Below are 17,409 nucleotides of genomic sequence, written 5' to 3'. Positions count from 1 at the left end.
GGCTCGCCTCATCGGTGCAATGTGACCGAAGCTGCAGCGAGATTGCGTCAGACCCCAATGTTGCCCCTGTGAGGGGCGCTTATCGCGTTGAAGGTTAGTCCCCCTGTTATTGGCTCTGGCTGATCCTTCCGGTTTTTCGGAGGGGTCCGGGGATGACGGGTGTGGAGACGATTGGTCGGATCCGTTTCGAGCATTTCCAGAACGGCAAGGGGATCAAGCGGATCGCGCGCGAGCTGGGCATTGCGCGCGACACGGTCCGCAAGGTGCTCCGATCCGGCGCGACCGAGTTCACCTACAAGCGCGAGGTTCAGCCGCAGCGGAAGCTCGGGGCCTGGGTGGAGACGCTGACCGGCATCCTGGAGGCAGAAGACCGGCTGCCCCGGCGCGAGCGGCGCTCGACGATCCGGCTTTTCGAGGAACTGCGCGGGCACGGATATGATGGCGCGCATGACAGTGTCCATCGGTTTGTGAAGGCCTGGCGTGCCGATCGCGCCCGGCTGCCGGCGCAGGCTTTCATCCCGCTGCGGTTTGATCCTGGCGAAGCCTATCAGTTCGACTGGAGCCACGAGGCGATCGAGCTTCACGGCCTGCCCGTCGTGGTGAAGGTCGCGCAGATGCGGCTTTCCTATAGCCGCATGCCGATCGTGCGCGCCTATTTCCGCGAGACGCAGGAGATGGTCTTCGATGCACACGACAAGGCCTTCGCCTTTTACGGCGGGGTCTGTCGGCGCGGCATCTACGACAACATGAAGACGGCGGTGGAGACGGTCTTCGTCGGGCGCGCCCGGGAGTACAACCGGCGCTTTCTGCAGATGTGCTCGCATCATCTCGTCGAGCCGGTGGCCTGCACGCCGGCGGCCGGCTGGGAGAAGGGCCAGGTCGAGAACCAGGTTGGCACGATCCGCGACCTGCTGTTCCGGCCACGGCCGAAGGTGAAGACGCTCGATGAGCTGAACGCCTGGCTTGCCGATCAGTGCATGGCCTATGCCCGGCGGGCGAAGCACCCCGAGTTCCGCGACCGGTTTGTCATCGAGGTCTTCGACGAGGAGAAGGCGCGGCTGATGCCGTATCTGGGGCCCTTCGCCGGCTTCGTCGAGAAGCCGATGCGGGCGACCACGACCTGCCTGATCACGCATGACCGCAACAAGTACAGCGTCGATGCCCGAGCCGCTGGCCGCACCGTGCTGGTGCGCGCCTATGCCGATCGGATCGTCGTGCTGCTCGACGGCGAGACGGTCGCCGATCACCCGCGCAGCTTCAAGCGCGACCAGGTCGTCTACGACCCCTGGCACTATCTCCCGGTGCTGATGCGCAAGCCCGGCGCCCTGCGTAACGGCGCCCCGTTCAAGGACTGGGATTTGCCGGCGCCGCTCACCGCGGTGCGCGAGAAGCTGCGGCGTCACGCCGATGGCGACCGCCAGTTCGTGAAGATCCTCGGCCGCGTTCCCGAAGACGGCATTGCCGCGGTGGCGGAGGCCTGCACCGAAGCGCTCGCGGCCGGCATCGCCAGCGGCGACGTCGTCATGGCGATCCTGGCGCGACGTCGTCAGCCGCCGGTGCCCCAGAGCATCACGACGCCCGACGCTCTCAAGCTCAAGACCGAGCCAGTCGCCGACTGCGCCCGATACGACAACCTGCGCAGGAGAAGGGAAGCCGCCTGATGGAACGCCACCAACTGATCGAAGCGATGACCAGCCTCAAGCTCTATGGCATGCGCGCCAGCTTCGACGAGATCGCCGGCAAGGGCTTGAGCCGGCGCGAGGAGATCTACCCGCTGCTGGCGAGCCTGGTCCGCGCGGAGTTGACCCATCGCCAGTCGCGCTCGATCAACTACCGCATCGGCGGCGCCCGATTCCCGGTGCTGAAGGACATCGACGCCTTCGTCTTCGAGAACACGCCGGTCGACGAGGGCCAGATCCGCGAACTCGCCACTGGCGACTTCATCGACGCAAAGCGCAATCTCATCCTGATCGGCGGCACCGGGACCGGAAAGACCCATCTCGCCATCGCGATCGCCACCGCCGTCATCCGGGCGCGGGCCCGCGGTCGCTTCTTCAATCTCGTCGATCTGGTCAATCAGCTCGAACAGGAGAAGGCCGCCGGCAAGAGCGGACGCATCGTCGAGACCTTGCTGCGTCACGATCTCATCGTCATCGACGAACTGGGCTATCTGCCGTTCAGCCAGGCTGGCGCTCAACTGCTGTTCCACCTGATCAGCAAGCTCTACGAGAACACCTCCGTCATCATCACCACCAATCTCGCCTTCGCCGATTGGCCCCAGGTGTTCACCGACGCCAAAATGACGACCGCCATGCTCGATCGGCTCACCCATCACTGCGACATCATCGAGACCGGCAACGAAAGCTGGCGCTTCAAAAACCGGGCCTGACCACTTCATCACCCGTCGCACACTGGACGCCGAAATCGCCCCGGCCGAGCAACCCCGACCAGCTCAGCCGGGGCGACCCCGGCACGTCAACGCAGACCTCAAGGGGGCTAGCCTTCAACGCGATAAGGGGGCTGACCTTCAACGCGATTTGACAGCCTGAACCTGCTTGCCAAGGCGGCTGCCGCCGCCCGAGGCCTGGACGAGTTGGATGAGGTTGTCGAGCTGGCGCTCGATGCCCTCGCGCCGCGCCTGCGCGGCCGACAGCGCGGCCTGCGCCTGGCTCTGCCGGTCGTTGGCGGCGTCGATCAACGCCTTCCGGCGCTGGCCGAGCCCGAACACGACGGCGTACTCGACCTTCTTGTAATCGTACATCGTGCGATGATCGCAGCCGGCGCTGGCATGGGCGCGGCCACAGCGTAGCTTGTGGCCGCCGCCACTAACCATCTTGTCGATGAACACCAGGTTGCTGTTGCAGGCTTCACAGCGCACGAGGCCCGACAGCAGGTTCTTGCGGCGTCCTGGCGTGCCCCTGCCGAAGCCGCGCGCCTTGGACGCGGCCTGCGCTGCCCAATAGGTCTCCTCATTGATGATCGCTGGGAAATAGTCGTCGATCGGCGCTTCCGCCGTCGCATCCGATCCGCCGGCGAGCTTGCCGCGCGGAACGTAACGCCCGAAGGTCGCCGGGTTCGACAGGATCTTGGCGATGTAGCTGTCGTGCCAGTACTGGCCCTTCTTCTTGCCCGTGCCCCAGGTCGGGACTTGGTCGGCGTTCAGCTTTGCCTGGATGGAACGGCGTCCGAGACCTGCAATCGTGTCCGCGAACATCTTCTGGACGATCTCGACGCGCTTGGGGATCTCGAGATACTCGCCAGACTTCGGCCCACCGACGAGTTCGAGCCAACCGGGGCAGCGCGCCGTCATCGCCTGCTTGTCGTCGGCCGCACGCTGGCGCTTGGCCGCCCAGGCGTCGGAAACGCGCTTGGACTTCAACGCGCTCTCCTCATGCGCACGCGACATCACCACGATGGAGATGATCAGCTGGGTCTGGTCTGCCCGCAGGCTCGCCCGCGAGTAGACCCGCTGGTCGGTCAGCGTGACGATGATGATGCCGTTGCGGGTAAGCCCCAAGAATAGTTCCAGCGCATCGACAACCTCTTCGCGCGAGAGTCGGTCCAAACTCTCGACCAGAAGATAGGAACCCTTCGCGACATCGCCGCTTTCGACGCGCTTCAGGAACGCGCCCAGCGCCGCACGCTCGTCGCGGTGCTTGCCCTTGAAGGCGGAGACGCCCTCGTCACGAAAGCTCTCATCGAGCACGAGGCCGTTCTTGGCGGCGTAGGTCCGGGCCGCCTCGATCTGCCGGCGAAAGCTCTCGCCGCGCGCCTGCTCTGGCGTCGAGAAGCGCACATAGGAGTATGCGCACGGCTTTGCCGCCTCAGATTGCTCCCTCGTTCTCGATCTTGCCATCGCTGCCGACATTGACGTGCTCGCGGAAAAGAAGTGCTAACGAGCAATGACAATAGTACATCTGATATTAATGTCATGGAGCAGGTGCTCGACATTCCCTCGCAGGAGGCGATTACCAAAGACAATGCCGGCGTCCGCATCGACGCCGCCGCCTTCTATCAGGTGCTCGACGCCGCCAAGGCCTGCTACGAGGTCTCGTCCCTCAACGACGCGCTGATGGTCCTGACCATGACCAATATCCGCACCGTCGTCGGCTCGATGGACCTCGACCAGCTGCTCTCCCACCGCGACGAGATCAACGAGCGGCTGTTGCGGGTGATGGACGCCGCCGCCTCCCCCTGGGGCGTCAAGGTCACGCGCATCGAGATCCGCGACATCCTGCCCCCGGCCGACATTGCCGGCGCCATGAACCGACAGATGAAGGCCGAGCGCGAGAAGCGCGCCGCCGTGCTCGAGGCCGAGGGCCTGCGCCAGGCCGAGATCCTCAAGGCAGAAGGCCAGAAGCAGTCGCAGATCCTCGCCGCCGAGGGCCGCAAGGAGGCCGCTTTCCGCGATGCCGAGGCGCGCGAGCGCTCCGCCCAGGCCGAGGCCGCCGCCACCGCCATGGTCTCGGAAGCGATCAGCCGTGGCGACATCCAGGCCGCCAACTTCCTGATCGCCGAGCGCTACACCGAGGCGCTCAAGGCGATCGCCAGCGCCCATAACGCCAAGGTCGTGATCGTGCCGATCGAGGCGGCTGCGCTCGCCGGAACCGTCGGCGGCATCGCCCAGTTGACCCGCGCCGTCTTCGGCGACGAGGCCCAGGAGAGCCGCCGCGGATCGGTGCCGCCGGCCGGCCGCGGCGCCTGAGGAGACGCCGATGTCGTCGCTCCTGTTCGGCCCCTGGGGCTGGGTCATCCTCGGCCTCGTCCTTATCGGCGGCGAGGTGCTGGCACCCGGCATCTTCCTGCTCTGGCTTGGCCTGGCCGCGCTTTTGACCGGCGCCGTTGTCGGCCTCGTCGATCTCGGCTGGCAGGCGGCTGCGCTCGTCTTCGCAGGCTTCAGCCTCGTCGCCGTCTTCGCCGGCCGGCTGCTGACCCGCCGCAAGGACGAGGAGCCGGATCCGGCGACAGGCCTCAACGATCGCGGCCGCCGGCTGATCGGCCGCGTCTTCCGGCTCGAGGCGACGATGACGGGCGGCGAGGGCCGCATCCGCATCGACGATTCGTCCTGGCGCGTCACCGGCCCCGAACTGCTGGCGGGAAGCGAGGTGCGGGTCGTGCGCGTCGACGGTGCCACGCTCGTGGTCGAGAAGGCGTGAGCGTCCTGCCACGAGCCGACGCCAAAATCAGGTTGTGTCGGGCCGCGAGCGGTCTATAGCGGACGCTCCGCCGCCAGACCGATCGTTCCCATGACACTGCCCAGCGAACGCCTGTCCCTGTCCAAGGACCGTATCAAGGTCCTGCTGCTGGAAGGCATCAACGATTCCGCCGCCGACCTGCTGGTCAACGCCGGCTACACCAACATGACGCGCCTGCCCAAGGCGCTGGACGAGGACGCGCTGGTGAAGGCGCTGGAAGGCGTCCACGTGCTCGGCATCCGCTCGCGCACGCAGCTCACCGACGCCGTCTTCGCCCGGGCCGACCGGCTCTTCGCCGTCGGCTGCTTCTCGGTCGGCACCAATCAGGTCGATCTTCAGGCGGCGCGCGGCCGCGGCGTGCCCGTCTTCAACGCGCCGTTCTCGAACACCCGCAGCGTCGCCGAACTGACGATCGGCGAGATCGTGATGCTGCTGCGCAAGATCACCGACCGCTCGGTCTCGGCCCATGGCGGCGGCTGGGACAAGTCGGCCAACGGCTCCTTCGAGGTGCGCGGCAAGGTGCTGGGCATCGTCGGCTACGGCAATATCGGCAGCCAGCTGTCGACGCTGGCCGAGGCGATGGGCATGCGGGTGATCTACTACGATCAGACCGACCGGCTGCGCCACGGCAACACCGAGCCGGTCGACAGCCTGCACGAATTGCTCGGCTCGGCCGACATCGTCTCGCTGCATGTCCCCGAGACGCCGCAGACGGCGGGCATGATCGGCGCCGAGCAGATCGCCGCGATGAACCCGGGCAGCTACCTGATCAACAACTCGCGCGGCACGGTGGTCGATCTCGACGCGCTCGCCGCCGCCCTGAAGAGCGGGCATCTGGCGGGTGCGGCGGTCGACGTCTTCCCTGTCGAGCCGGCCTCGAACAACGACCGTTTCGTCTCGCCGTTGCAGGGCCTGCCCAATGTGATCCTGACGCCGCATATCGGCGGCTCGACGGAAGAAGCGCAGGAGCGCATCGGCGCCGAAGTGGCGCGTAAGCTGATCGACTACTCCGATGTCGGCTCGACGGTCGGCGCCGTCAATTTCCCGCAGGTCCAGCTCGCGGCCCGCGCCGTCGGCACGCGCTTCATCCATGTCCAGCGCAACGTGCCGGGCATGCTGCGGCGTTTGAACGACGTCTTCGCCGCACGCAACGTCAACATCGCCGCCCAGAATTATCAGACGGACGGCGAGGTCGGCTATGTCGTGATGGAGGCGGAGAGCATCGGGGCCGATGCCCGCGACATCCTGCGCGAAATCCGGGCCCTCGAAGGCACAATCCGCGCGCGCCTGCTCTACCAACGCGCCTGAGAGGCCTCAGGACGCCTTATCGTCGGCCGCGCCGGGCTTGGTCGGCGCCTGGGCCGCGATCGGATCACTTGCGGGAAAGGTGTCCTTCAGAGCCTTGTCGAGCTCGGCGTCCGGGCCCCTCTTGGCGGCTTCGCGCTGCTCGGCCTGTTCCTGGCGCAGGCTTTCCTTGGCGGGATTGGTGTTCGTCGTCATGTTGACCCCCGTAGAACGGCCCCATGCGGGCCACTCAGGGATCAACGCGACAGGCAGGCCGGCGTTCCGCTAGAGCTGCCGGGGCCAGGTGATCCGGGCCTTGAGCCCGCCGCCGTCGCGCTCCGCCAGCGTCAGCGTGCCGCGATGCGCCTCGGCGATCGCCCGCACGATCGACAGGCCGAGCCCGAAGCCGCTGCCTTCCTTGAGCGTCCGCGCGGCGTCGCTGCGGTAGAACGGCGCAAACACCTTCTCGCGCTCCTCCGGGGCGATGCCCGGCCCGTCGTCCTCGACCTCGATGGCGATCATGTCGGGCGCCGAGTCGTCCAGCCTGACCAGAACCCTGCCGCCGAACTTGATCGCGTTGTCGACGAGGTTGTTCACGGCGCGCGTCATCTGGTCGGCGTCGCAGACGGCGGAGGCGCGCATCGGCCCCTCATACACGACGACATGCCCGAGATCGGCGAGATCGTCGCAGATCGTCTGGAGCAGGGCCGGCATGTCGGTCGCCGTCAAGCTGCCCGAGGCGCGCCCGTCGCGCAGATAGGACAGCGCCGCTCCCACCATGCGATCCATCAAGGCGAGATCCGCGATGGTGGCCCGGCGCTGACGTTCGTCGGGGATGTCGTCGGCGCGCAGCCGCAACCGCGTGATCGGCGTGCGCAGATCATGGCTGACCGCGGCCAGCATGCGTGTCCTGTCGTCGATCAGCCTCCGGATGCGGTTGGCCATGCCGGCGAAGGCCGCGGCGAGGCGCTTGACCTCGACGGGTCCCTCCTCTGGTACGGCGAGGGTGTCGCGATCGGGATCGAAGCGGTCGATCACCGCTGCCAGCCGTGACAGCGGCGACGCCACCGCCCGCGCCGCCCACAGCGAGAGCAGCCCGATCAGCGAGGCCAGCAGAGCCAGCATGGTGACGAGATAGCCGATGAAGGCGCCTCCGCGCGGCGGAGGTGTCATCGAACTCGATGTCATGACCAGCCCGCTGCCATCCGCAAAGCGGACGCCAAAAGGCGGCGGCCCGAACCGTCCGGGTGCGTTGTCGAGCATCAGCGCCTCGACATTCGGCCCCAGCTGGGCCCGCAGATTGGCGAGGATTTGCCGATCGGCCCAGAACTGATTGCGCTCGCTCGTCTGTGCGCCTGGGGGCAGGCGCGAGAGCAGGGGATGGGCAGCCAGAGCGGCCTCGACCACGGTCGCTTTCGCCTCCGGCGACGGCGTCGCCTCGACCATGCGCGTGATCGAGATCAGGTCGGTGACATAGGGAAAGCTTGGAACCCGCTTCAGCTCGGGCGGCAGCAGCACGAGCAGCGCCACGATCGTGACGAGATTGGCCAGGACGAGCGAGCCGATCGCAATGGCGGTGATCTGCGCGGCGGCCCGCGCGGGCATCAGACGCAGAAGCAACCGCTTCATGGAGCCGGGCTCTCGGCCAACCTCTCGATCTCCGGAGAGAACATGTAGCCGCCGGAGCGGATGGTCTGGATCAGCTCGGGCTCGCGCGGATTGCGCTCCATCTTCTGGCGCAGCCGGCTGACGAGCACATCGATCGAGCGCTCGAACGGGGCAGCCATGCGGCCCTGCGTCAGATCCAGAAGCTGGTCGCGCGACAGCACGCGGCGCGGCCGTTCGCAGAAGGCGAGAAGCAGGTCGAGTTCGGCGCCCGTCAGCGGCACGCGCTCGCCCTGGGGGTTGAAGAGACGACGCACCGCCTTGTCGAGCCGCCAGCCCGCGAAAGCGAGTACCGGGCTGTCGCCCACCTCGGCGGCCGGGGCGGCACCGGCGCGCCGCAGCACGGCCCTGATCCGGGCCAGCAGCTCGCGCGGGTTGAACGGCTTCACCAGATAATCGTCCGCGCCCATCTCCAGGCCGAGGATGCGATCGATCTCTTCGCTTTTGGCGGTGAGCATGATGATCGGGATCGTGCCCTCGCTGCGCAGGCGGCGGCACAGGCTCAGCCCGTCCTCTCCCGGCAGCATCAGGTCGAGCACGATCAGGTCGAAACGGCCGTCCCGCAGCGCGGCATCCATCTCGCGGCCGTTCGGCACGGCCCGGACGCGAAAGTCGTTGTTGCGGAGGAAGCGCGAGACCAGCATCGCGATCTCGCGATCGTCCTCGACGACCAGGATATGGGGGGTTCTGCTCATCGTCTGGCTCTAGCGCCCGGCCGGGGCGAGGTCGCGGCCGGAATTGTGTCTGATTATTTCCAGACACGACGCTGGAAAAGCAAGGATACCAGAAGCTCCCGCGCAGACGTCATCCAGAAAACTCCACGCCACAGAACGGTCCGCGAGAGGACCCCAGATGGCGTCATGACCGATCTCGCATCATCCACCCTGTCCATTCCCGATCTCCGCCGGATCGGCTGGCGCCAGGCAGCTCTTCGCTCCGCGGCCGCCGCGGCGATTCTTGGGGTACTGGCGCTCTGGCTCTGGGCACTGCCGACGCTGCTTTCGCGGCAGGGCTTCGTGCAGCGCGGCGACGAATCCTGCGCCGGGGCAGCCTGGCGCGACCCTGTGACCGGCCGGAACCTCCCCGCTCCAACCGGCACCTGCAAGACCCATCCCGGTGGGGACGTCCGATGACACCCTGTGCCATCGACATCCGCTATCGAAGCCGCCTCGTCGCGCTGCTGCTGCTCGTGCCGCTGGCCCTGATCGGCGGATCGCTGGCGGGCTTGGCCATCGGCCGCTTCTCGACGGCGCCGCCGTCGTATCGGGACCAGCGCCTCGTGCAGATCCGCGCCGATCTGCGACAGGTCGAGGGGGACTATCTCCTGGCATTGGGCGATTCCCATGTCGCGCGCTGGCATGCACGCGAGTTCTGCGGGCTGCCTCTGGTCAATGGTGGAATGCACGGCGCGACCACCCGCGACACGCGCGGGCTGATCGACGAGCTCGCGCTGCCGCGGCCGCCGCTGGCGATCATCCTGAGCGTCGGCACCAACGACGCCAACCGCAAGCGCTTCCGCGAGCCGCCCGAAGCCGTCACCCGCTTCCGCCAGGCGTTCCGCGGCCTGCTGCGGGATCTGAGCGGGCGGGCCGGCCTCGTCGTCATCGCGTCGCTCCCGCGGCTCGACGAGCGCCAAGCGCCCGCCTTCTCGGAGGAAGCCGCGCTCGACATCGCGGGCTCCGCCGAAACCGCCTGCCGCGAGGAAGGCTCGTGCCGCCTCGCCTCGGGCTTCGGCGACGGCATCGCGCTGGCGGACGGGCTGCATCTGGCCGATTACGAGCGCGCCTATCGCGCGGCCGAGCCCGGCATCTGTGCCGCGCTCCCGCCGGGCAAGAGGCTGCGGCAGAACCGCCGCGCAGAGGCGCCATGATCCGGACCGCCGCCCACTGGACCCGGCCGGCGCCAGGACCCATCTAGCAAAGCCGAACGCCACCGGCTCCCCGGGGAGCCCAAGCCGAGGCTGCCATGGTCGCCATCTCCGTTCTCGACCTCGTTCCCGTGCGCGAAGGGCAGGAGCCGGGCGATGCGCTGCGCGCCTCGATCGACCTCGCGCGCCATGCCGAATCCCTCGGCTACACCCGCTACTGGGTCGCCGAGCATCACAACATGGTCGGCATCGCCAGCGCCACCACCGCCGTCGTCATCGGCCAGCTCGCCGCCGCGACGAAGACCATCGGCGTCGGCGCAGGCGGCATCATGCTGCCGAACCATGCTCCGCTGATCATCGCCGAGCAGTTCGGCACGCTCGAAGCGCTCTTTCCCGGCCGCATCGATCTCGGCCTCGGCCGGGCTCCAGGCACCGACCAGATGACGATGCGGGCGATGCGCCGCAGCCCGATGTCCTCCGACAGCTTCCCCCAGGACGTGCTCGAACTGCAGGCCTATTTCGCTCCCGCGGGCCCCAACCAGGCAATCCAGGCCGTGCCCGGCGCCGGGCTGAACGTGCCGCTCTGGATCCTCGGTTCGAGCCTGTTCGGCTCGCAGCTCGCCGCGCAGCTCGGCCTGCCCTACGCCTTCGCCTCGCATTTCGCGCCGGACGCCCTGATGCAGGCGCTGGCGATCTATCGCGAACGCTTCGAGCCCTCCGAGCAGCTCGCACGGCCCTACGCCATGCCCGGCATCAACGTCATCGCCGCCGAGACCGATGCAGAAGCGCGCCATCTCGCCACCTCCCTGCAGCAGCGCTTCGTCGGCATGGTGCGCGGCCAGCGCGGCAAGCTGCAGCCGCCGATCGACGACATCGAGACCTATTGGTCGCCGGCCGAAAAGGCCCATGTCGCGGGCATGCTGCGCTATGCCTTCATCGGCTCGCCCGAGACGTTGAAGCGCCAGCTCGGCGCCTTCATCGCCGCGACACAGGCCGACGAGATCATGGTGACCGCGCCGATCTTCGACCACGAGGCGCGGAAGCATTCCTACGAGATCCTCGCCGGCATCGCGCCGGAGCTGGGCATCGCGGCCCGGGCTGCCTGATTTCCGAGGAACTTCCGCCCCACGATGGCGTTGCCCGGTCTTGCATGGACATACGGGGGACCCATGAAACTCGACGTGACGGCGACGCTGACCTATGGCTTCGACAGCGACACGCAGGTGATCGCGGCCATCGAGGCCGCGCGATCGCCTGACCAGACGATCCTCTCCGAGAGCCTCACGATCTCACCCGACGCCGTGTTGGTGCGCGATCTCCACCCCGAAACGGGCGAGCGCCGTTTCCGGGCGGCGCTCTCCGGCCAGGTCGAGATTCGCTACCGGGCCCTGGTCGACAACGGCAACCGCGAGCCCTTGTCAGCCGCAGCGCGCCAGCATGACTGGTCGGAGCTGCCGCAGGAGGTGCTGCCCTATCTGCTGCCGAGTCGGTTCTCGCCCTCGGACGAGTTCATGCGCTTCGCCCAGCGCGAATTCTGCAGCATCGACGGCGGCGGCGCGCGCATCCTGGCCGTGCTCGACTGGCTGCACGAGCATCTCGACTATGTCCACGGCGTCAGCCACGCCCAGACCACGGCGCAGCACACCTTCATCGACCGCGCCGGCGTCTGCCGGGACTTCACCCATCTGGGCATCGCCCTGACGCGGGCGCTCAACATCCCCGCCCGCGCTGTCAGCGCCTATGCGCTCGACCTCGACCCGCCGGACTTCCACGCCGTCTTCGAGGTCTATCTCGACGGGCGCTGGTGGCTGGTGGACCCGACGCGGCTGGCACCCGTCGAGGGCATGGTCCGGATCGCAACCGGCCGCGACGCCGCCGACATCGCCTTCCTGACCAGCCAGTTCAACTGCCAGTGCCTGGCCCAGACCATTAAGGTCTCGCGCGCCCCCGAGGATGCCGGTCTGCAGGCCGCCTGATCAGGCGGCGGTGGCGCGCCGCGCCGCACGGCGCAGGTTGAGACCAAGCGCCGCCAGGAAGAACCCCGCCTGCACCACGACGATGCAGGGCCCCGTCGCGCCGTCGAGATGGTAGCTCAGGATCGTCCCGATGACGCTGGAGACCGTCGCGACGGCGACTGCCACCACCAGCATGACGTCGAAGCGCCGCGTCGTCAGGAAGCCGATCGCGCCCGGCGCGATCAGCATAGCGACGACGAGGATGATGCCGACCGCCTTGAGCGCGGCCACGATCGTCAGCGCCAGCAGCATCAGCAGGCCAACATTCAGCCACCGCACGGGAAGGCCGATCGCCCGCGCATGGGCGGCATCGAAGGCGACCAGCAGGAAGTCCCGGCGCAGGGCCAGCATGATCGCGATCGTCGGCACCGCGATGACGGCCGTCTCCGCCAGATCGGACCAGCTCACGCCGAGCATGTTGCCGAACAGGATATGGAGCAGGTGCTGGTCGCTCTCGACCTTGACGAACATCACCAGGCCGAGCGCGAACAGGCCGGAGAAGACGATGCCCATCACCGTGTCCTCCTTCACCCGGCTGTTTTCCTTGAGATAGCCGATGGCGAGCGAACAGCTCAGGCCGGCGACGAAGGCCCCCGCCGCCAGGGGCAGGCCCATAATCTGCGCCAGGACGATGCCGGGCAGCACCGCGTGGGACACCGCATCCCCCATCAGCGACCAGCCCTTCAGGATCAGGAAGCAGGACAGAACGGCACAGACCACGCCGACCAGCATGGCGGCGAGCAGGCCGCGCTGCATGAACTCATGCGCCAGCGGCGCGACGAGCCAGGCTTCGATCAGGCTCATGGCGTGAACCCTCTCCGAATGGGGCGATGCCGGCGCGAACCTGCTCCCTCCCCCCGCTTGCGGTGGGGAGGGTTGGGGTGGGGGGCAGTCCCGCTCGGCGCGACGATCAAGTACGGCGCTGCGGCTTTGCGCCCCCCCATCCCTAACCCTTCCCCACCGCAAGCGGGGGGAAGGGGACACCGTCGAGCATCCTGAGCACCACTCATGGCGCCGTCTCCGACACCGACCGGGCCGCCCGCGCCGCGGCGAGCCGTCCATGCTTCGGCGCAAAAACGAAGGCGGCGAGGAACAGCAGCGTCTGGAAGACGACGATCAGCCCGCCGGTGGATCCGTCGAGGAAGTAGCTGGCATAGGCGCCGGCCGCACTGGTGACGACGCCGAGCGCCACAGCGACACAGATCAGCCGGCCGAAGCGGTCGCAGAGCAGATAGGCGGTCGCTCCCGGCGTGATCACCATCGCGATCACCAGCACGGCCCCGACCGTCTGCAACGCGGCGACCGTGCAGGCACTGAGCAGCACGAAGAACAGAATCTTCAGCCGGGTCGGGGACAGACCGACGGCGCGCGCCTGGTTCTCGTCGAAGAAGACCAGCATCAGGTCACGCCAGCGCAGCATGAGCACGGCGAGCGAGACCGCGGCGATGATCGCGACCTGGACGACGTCCTCGTCCGCGATGCCGAGAATATTGCCGAGCACGATCGACTGCACGTCGACCGAGGTCGGGTTGATCGAGACGATCAGGAGCCCGACCGCGAAGAAGGTGGTGAAGACGACACCGATGACGGCGTCCTCGCGCAGTTGCGTCCGCAGCCGCACCAGCGCCATGGCGAGCGCCGCCAGCAGGCCCGAGAAGAAGGCGCCGGCCGCGTAAGGCACCTTCAGCAGATAGGCCAGCGCGACGCCCGGCACGATCGCATGGGCCAGCGCGTCGCCCATCAGCGACCAGCCCTTCAGCATCAGGAAGCAGGACAGGAAGGCGCAGACCCCGCCGACCAGCGCCGAGACCCAGATCGCCCGGAGCATGTACTGGTAGCCGAAGGGTTCCAGCAGAAGCGCGATCACGGCGCGCGATCCTTTGCAGTGTCGGCCGCCTCGCCGGTGGTCTGTCCGCCCGCGACGCGCTCGCTGTCGCGCTTGCCGTAGAGCACCAGCGGGCGCTCGTCGTCGGTGATGACGGTGACGCGCCGGTCGTCTTCATCGTCGTGCAGATCGGCGCCGCCCAGCCTGAAATGCCGCAACGCGCCGCCGAAAGCGCGCTGGAGATTGTCATGGGTGAAGGTCGTCGCGGTCGGCCCGGCCGCCAGCACCGTCTTGTTGATGATCACGACCTGGTCGCAGAAATCCGGGATCGAGCCGAGATTATGCGTCGAGACCAGCATCAGCCGGCCCTCGTCGCGCAATTCGCGCATCAATGCGACGATCGCTTCCTCGGTCTTGACGTCGACACCGGTGAAGGGCTCGTCGAGCAGGATGACCTGTCCGCCCTGGGCCAGCGCCCGCGCCAGGAAGACGCGCTTGCGCTGTCCGCCCGACAGTTCGCCGATCTGGCGCGTGCGGAACTCCAGCATATTGACGCGCGCGAGCGCCTGCTCGACCGCCTCGCGATCCGCCTGCCGCGCGATCCGCAGGAAGCCCATATGGCCGTAGCGGCCCATCATCACGACGTCCTCGACCAGGACGGGGAAGGTCCAGTCGACCTCCTCGGCCTGCGGCACATAGGCGACCAGCCCACGCTTCAGCGCCTGGCCCACCGGAAGCCCCGCGATTGAGACGGAGCCGACCGCGGGCTTGAGGAAGCCCATCAGCGTCTTGAACAACGTCGACTTGCCGGAGCCGTTGATGCCCACCAGCGCGCAGATCGTTCCCCCGCCAAGCCGGAAAGAGGCATCCCGCACGGCGGTGACACCATTGGTGTAGCGCACGGTCACACCCTCGACCGCAATCGAGGGCACAGGCAGCTCGGGGACAGCTGACTGCGCGCTCAATGGCCGAACCCTGCGGCGATGGTGCCGACCGTCGTCTCGAGCAGCCTGAGATAGGTCGGCACCGGCCCGTCGGAGGCAGACAGCGAATCGACATAGAGAACGCCGCCATAGCGGGCGCCGGTCTCGCGAGCGACCTGCTTGGCCGCCTTGTCGGAAATCGTGCTTTCGCTGAACACGGTCGGAATCTTGTTCTTGCGGACGAGGTCGATCAGCCGGCGCACCTGCTGCGGTGTTCCCTGCTGATCGGCGTTGATCGGCCAGAGATAGGCCTCGCGCCAGCCATAGTCACGGGCGAGATAGGAGAAGGCCCCCTCGCTGGTGACGAGCCAGCGCTGCGCCTCGGGCACCTTGTCGAGCCTCGCCCGCAGCGGGGCATCGACCGCCCGGATGCGCTCGGCATAGGCCTTCGCATTGGCGGCGTAGATCTCCGCCCGCGCCGGATCGGCCGCAGCCAGCGCCTTGCGGATGTTCTCGACATAGATCAGCGCGTTCTTGGTCGACATCCAGGCATGGGGGTTGGGCCGGCCCTGATAGGGCCCTTCCGTGATGCCCATCGGCTCGACGCCTTCGGTCACCACGGCGCTGCGGACATTCTTCACATTGTCGAAGAAGCGCTCGAACCAGCGCTCGAGATTGAGCCCGTTCCAGAGCACCAGATCGGCGGACTGCGCCTTCACCACGTCGAGCGGCGTCGGCTGGTAATCGTGGATCTCGGCGCCGGGCTTGGTGATCGACTCCACGATCGCCGCCTCGCCCGCGACGTTCTGGGCGATGTCCTGGATAACGGTGAAAGTGGTTACGACACGCAGTTTCCTGTCCTGCGCAAGGGCGCTGCCGGACGGGGCAACGAATGCGGCCGCCAGCAGCGCGGCCGCGCAGAGCAGAACGGATCGTCTCGTCGACATGGTCGGCTCCTCGGTCAGGGCGAGACACACGCTATTGCAACGCAATCGCATCTGTCAATGCAGTTGCAACACATTTGCAATAAGAAGCTTTTGCAGATGCGTCGCAGTCTTGCTATGCCGGCATCATGACGGGAGTCGAACAGCGCGTGGCCGGATTCGAGGGCCAGCTGCGGGATGCCGGGCTGCGGATGACGCAGCAGCGCCGGCTGATCCTGCGCGTGCTCGCGGAGGCCGACGACCACCCGGACGCCAAGGGCATCTTCACCCGCGCCTTCGCCGTTGATCCGACGCTTTCGCTCTCAACGGTTTATCGCACCATGAAGGTGCTGGAGACGCAAGGCGCGATCGAGCGCCACGCCTTCGAGGACGGCGTCTCGCGCTACGAACATGCCGATCAGGAGCATCACGACCACCTCATAGACGTCGAAAGCGGCGAGGTGATCGAGTTCTCTTCCGACGCGATCGAGGAGCTGCAGCGCCGCATCGCCGCCGAACTCGGCTACGAACTCGTCCGCCACCGGCTCGAGCTCTACGGTCGTAAGAAGCGGCCGGGCGCCCGGGGTAAGAAGGCCTAGAGAGCGTCATGGTCGGGCTTGACCCGACCCTCTCGGAAACCAGCGCTTTCCAGTCAGGAGATTCTAGGGTCGTCGCTTCGCTACGCCCGAGAATGACGGTCTGGTCTCAGACTCCGACCAGCGCCGACAGATCCGGCCCCACGGGCACGATCCCCGTCGGATTGATGGTGCGGTGGCTTTCGTAATAGTGCCGCTTGATGTGGCCGAAATCGATCGTCTCCGCGACGCCCTCCACCGCCAGCAGCCGCCGCAGATAGGCAGATAGCCGCGGATAGTCGGCGATGCGCCGGATGTTGCATTTGAAATGGCCGACATAGACGGCGTCGAAGCGGATCAGCGTGGTGAAGAGCCGCCAGTCGGCTTCGGTGACGGCGTCACCCGTGAGGAAGCGGCGGCCGTCGAGGCGCTCTTCCAGCCAGTCCAGCGTCTCGAACAGCGGGCCGACGGCTTCCTCGTAAGCCTCCTGCGTCGTCGCGAAGCCGGCCTTGTAGACCCCGTTGTTGACGGTGCCATAGATGCGCTCGTTCAGCTGATCGATTTCGCCGCGCAGCGCTTGCGGATAGTAGTCGCCGGGCTTGGCACCAACGCCGTCGAAGGCGCTGTTGAACATGCGGATGATTTCGGAGGATTCGTTGTTGACGATCGTCCCCTGCCGTTTGTCCCACAGCACGGGAACGGTGACGCGGCCGGTGTAGCGCGGATCGGCCCGCGTATAGACCTGGTGCAGGTAGCGCGACGTGCCGATCGGGTCCGGCACCACGCCCGGCCCCTCCGCGAAGGTCCAGCCCTGGTCGAGCATCAGCCAGTGCACGACGGAGACGTCGATCATCGCCTCCAGCCCCTTGAGCGCGCGAAAGATCAGCGCGCGATGCGCCCAGGGGCAGGCGAGCGAGACATAGAGATGATAGCGCCCGGGCTCGGCCTCGAAGCCGCCCTCGCCGCTCGGCCCGGGTGAGCCGTCGGCCGTGACCCAATTGCGGAAGGCGCTGTCCTGGCGCTGGAAACGCCCGCCGCTCTTGGCGGTGTCATACCACTGGTCGCGCCATTCTCCGTCGACGAGCAGGCCCATGCGCAATCTCCTCGGTTCCGTCAGAGCCGCTCCGGCCCGCTTCA

Annotated in this window: 18 protein-coding genes and 1 pseudogene; 10 read left to right on the top strand and 9 right to left on the bottom strand. The window is 67.4% G+C overall.

The genetic code is table 11. The annotated features are described in order from the left end of the window. Window positions 1-152: 152 nt before the first annotated feature. Together istA and istB are read left to right on the top strand one after the other, a co-directional pair. Window positions 153-1,661: an IS21 family transposase gene (gene istA, locus AX750_RS13765; protein WP_066719631.1), complete on the top strand. Its 1,509-nt coding sequence runs from the start codon at window positions 153-155 to the stop codon at window positions 1,659-1,661. Then, complete coding sequence (gene istB, locus AX750_RS13760) at window positions 1,661-2,389, top strand: IS21-like element helper ATPase IstB (RefSeq protein ID WP_066719629.1); 729 nt, start codon at window positions 1,661-1,663, stop codon at window positions 2,387-2,389. The genes istA and istB overlap by 1 nt, the downstream gene beginning before the upstream one ends. A 138-nt stretch (window positions 2,390-2,527) precedes the next feature. Here istB and AX750_RS13755 read toward each other — a convergent pair whose 3' ends face one another. Continuing rightward, entirely contained in the window at window positions 2,528-3,796 is a 1,269-nt protein-coding gene (locus tag AX750_RS13755) for a recombinase family protein (RefSeq protein WP_066719626.1), read from the bottom strand. 126 nt (window positions 3,797-3,922) lie between these two features. On the opposite strand from AX750_RS13755, the pseudogene AX750_RS13750 reads away from it, so the two are divergent. From AX750_RS13750 to serA, 3 genes and pseudogenes are all read left to right on the top strand, one after another. Continuing rightward, a pseudogene (locus AX750_RS13750) lies at window positions 3,923-4,705 on the top strand (paraslipin); the annotation flags it as partial. A 10-nt stretch (window positions 4,706-4,715) separates the two neighbouring features. After that, window positions 4,716-5,156, top strand: a complete 441-nt coding sequence (locus AX750_RS13745) for an NfeD family protein (protein WP_066719623.1) — start codon at window positions 4,716-4,718, stop codon at window positions 5,154-5,156. Window positions 5,157-5,246: 90 nt separating this feature from the next. After that, the gene (gene serA / locus AX750_RS13740; protein ID WP_066719620.1) at window positions 5,247-6,503 is read left to right on the top strand and encodes a phosphoglycerate dehydrogenase; all 1,257 of its coding nucleotides are present in this window, start codon (window positions 5,247-5,249) and stop codon (window positions 6,501-6,503) included. A gap of 6 nt (window positions 6,504-6,509) precedes the next feature. Here serA and AX750_RS13735 read toward each other — a convergent pair whose 3' ends face one another. The 3 genes from AX750_RS13735 to AX750_RS13725 all read right to left on the bottom strand — a co-directional run bounded on the left by AX750_RS13735 (window position 6,510) and on the right by AX750_RS13725 (window position 8,839). Then, a complete protein-coding gene (locus AX750_RS13735) occupies window positions 6,510-6,695 on the bottom strand; it encodes a hypothetical protein (RefSeq protein WP_066719617.1) in 186 nt (61 codons plus the stop codon). Window positions 6,696-6,764: 69 nt separating this feature from the next. Then, complete coding sequence (locus tag AX750_RS13730; protein ID WP_082735098.1) at window positions 6,765-8,108, bottom strand: ATP-binding protein; 1,344 nt, start codon at window positions 8,106-8,108, stop codon at window positions 6,765-6,767. Next, the gene (locus AX750_RS13725) at window positions 8,105-8,839 is read right to left on the bottom strand and encodes a response regulator (protein ID WP_066719614.1); all 735 of its coding nucleotides are present in this window, start codon (window positions 8,837-8,839) and stop codon (window positions 8,105-8,107) included. The genes AX750_RS13730 and AX750_RS13725 overlap by 4 nt, the downstream gene beginning before the upstream one ends. Window positions 8,840-9,004: 165 nt before the next feature. Here AX750_RS13725 and AX750_RS13720 point away from each other — a divergent pair, with 165 nt between their 5' ends. From AX750_RS13720 to AX750_RS13705, 4 genes are all read left to right on the top strand, one after another. After that, entirely contained in the window at window positions 9,005-9,277 is a 273-nt protein-coding gene (locus tag AX750_RS13720) for a hypothetical protein (protein ID WP_066719610.1), read from the top strand. After that, window positions 9,274-10,014, top strand: a complete 741-nt coding sequence (locus AX750_RS13715) for an SGNH/GDSL hydrolase family protein (protein WP_066719599.1) — start codon at window positions 9,274-9,276, stop codon at window positions 10,012-10,014. The genes AX750_RS13720 and AX750_RS13715 overlap by 4 nt, the downstream gene beginning before the upstream one ends. A 95-nt stretch (window positions 10,015-10,109) precedes the next feature. Then, complete coding sequence (locus tag AX750_RS13710) at window positions 10,110-11,117, top strand: LLM class flavin-dependent oxidoreductase (protein WP_066719596.1); 1,008 nt, start codon at window positions 10,110-10,112, stop codon at window positions 11,115-11,117. Window positions 11,118-11,180: 63 nt separating this feature from the next. Then, the gene (locus AX750_RS13705; protein WP_066719593.1) at window positions 11,181-11,987 is read left to right on the top strand and encodes a transglutaminase family protein; all 807 of its coding nucleotides are present in this window, start codon (window positions 11,181-11,183) and stop codon (window positions 11,985-11,987) included. Here the strand turns inward: AX750_RS13705 and AX750_RS13700 are convergent, their stop codons facing one another. The 4 genes from AX750_RS13700 to AX750_RS13685 form a co-directional block, all read right to left on the bottom strand. Beyond that, window positions 11,988-12,830 (bottom strand): metal ABC transporter permease, encoded by an 843-nt coding sequence (locus AX750_RS13700; protein ID WP_066719590.1) that lies wholly within the window; start codon window positions 12,828-12,830, stop codon window positions 11,988-11,990. A 202-nt stretch (window positions 12,831-13,032) separates the two neighbouring features. Next, a complete protein-coding gene (locus AX750_RS13695; protein ID WP_066722906.1) occupies window positions 13,033-13,893 on the bottom strand; it encodes a metal ABC transporter permease in 861 nt (286 codons plus the stop codon). Then, window positions 13,890-14,783, bottom strand: a complete 894-nt coding sequence (locus AX750_RS13690) for a manganese/iron ABC transporter ATP-binding protein (protein ID WP_280939904.1) — start codon at window positions 14,781-14,783, stop codon at window positions 13,890-13,892. Before AX750_RS13690 ends, AX750_RS13695 begins: the two co-directional genes overlap by 4 nt. Window positions 14,784-14,812: 29 nt before the next feature. Beyond that, window positions 14,813-15,721 carry a metal ABC transporter substrate-binding protein gene (locus tag AX750_RS13685; protein WP_066722919.1) on the bottom strand — a complete coding sequence of 303 codons (909 nt, stop codon included), beginning with the start codon at window positions 15,719-15,721 and terminating at the stop codon, window positions 14,813-14,815. Between the two features lie 125 nt (window positions 15,722-15,846). On the opposite strand from AX750_RS13685, the gene AX750_RS13680 reads away from it, so the two are divergent. Next, window positions 15,847-16,296 (top strand): Fur family transcriptional regulator, encoded by a 450-nt coding sequence (locus AX750_RS13680; protein ID WP_066722921.1) that lies wholly within the window; start codon window positions 15,847-15,849, stop codon window positions 16,294-16,296. 106 nt (window positions 16,297-16,402) lie between these two features. Here the strand turns inward: AX750_RS13680 and AX750_RS13675 are convergent, their stop codons facing one another. Then, window positions 16,403-17,365 carry a glutathione S-transferase family protein gene (locus AX750_RS13675; protein WP_066722923.1) on the bottom strand — a complete coding sequence of 321 codons (963 nt, stop codon included), beginning with the start codon at window positions 17,363-17,365 and terminating at the stop codon, window positions 16,403-16,405. Window positions 17,366-17,409 lie beyond the last annotated feature (44 nt).

It is taken from the genome of Methylobacterium sp. CCH7-A2 (assembly GCF_001557075.1).
GTDB classification, from domain to species: Bacteria; Pseudomonadota; Alphaproteobacteria; order Rhizobiales; family Beijerinckiaceae; genus Allobosea; species Allobosea massiliensis.
This window is presented reverse-complemented; position numbering and strand designations above follow the sequence as displayed.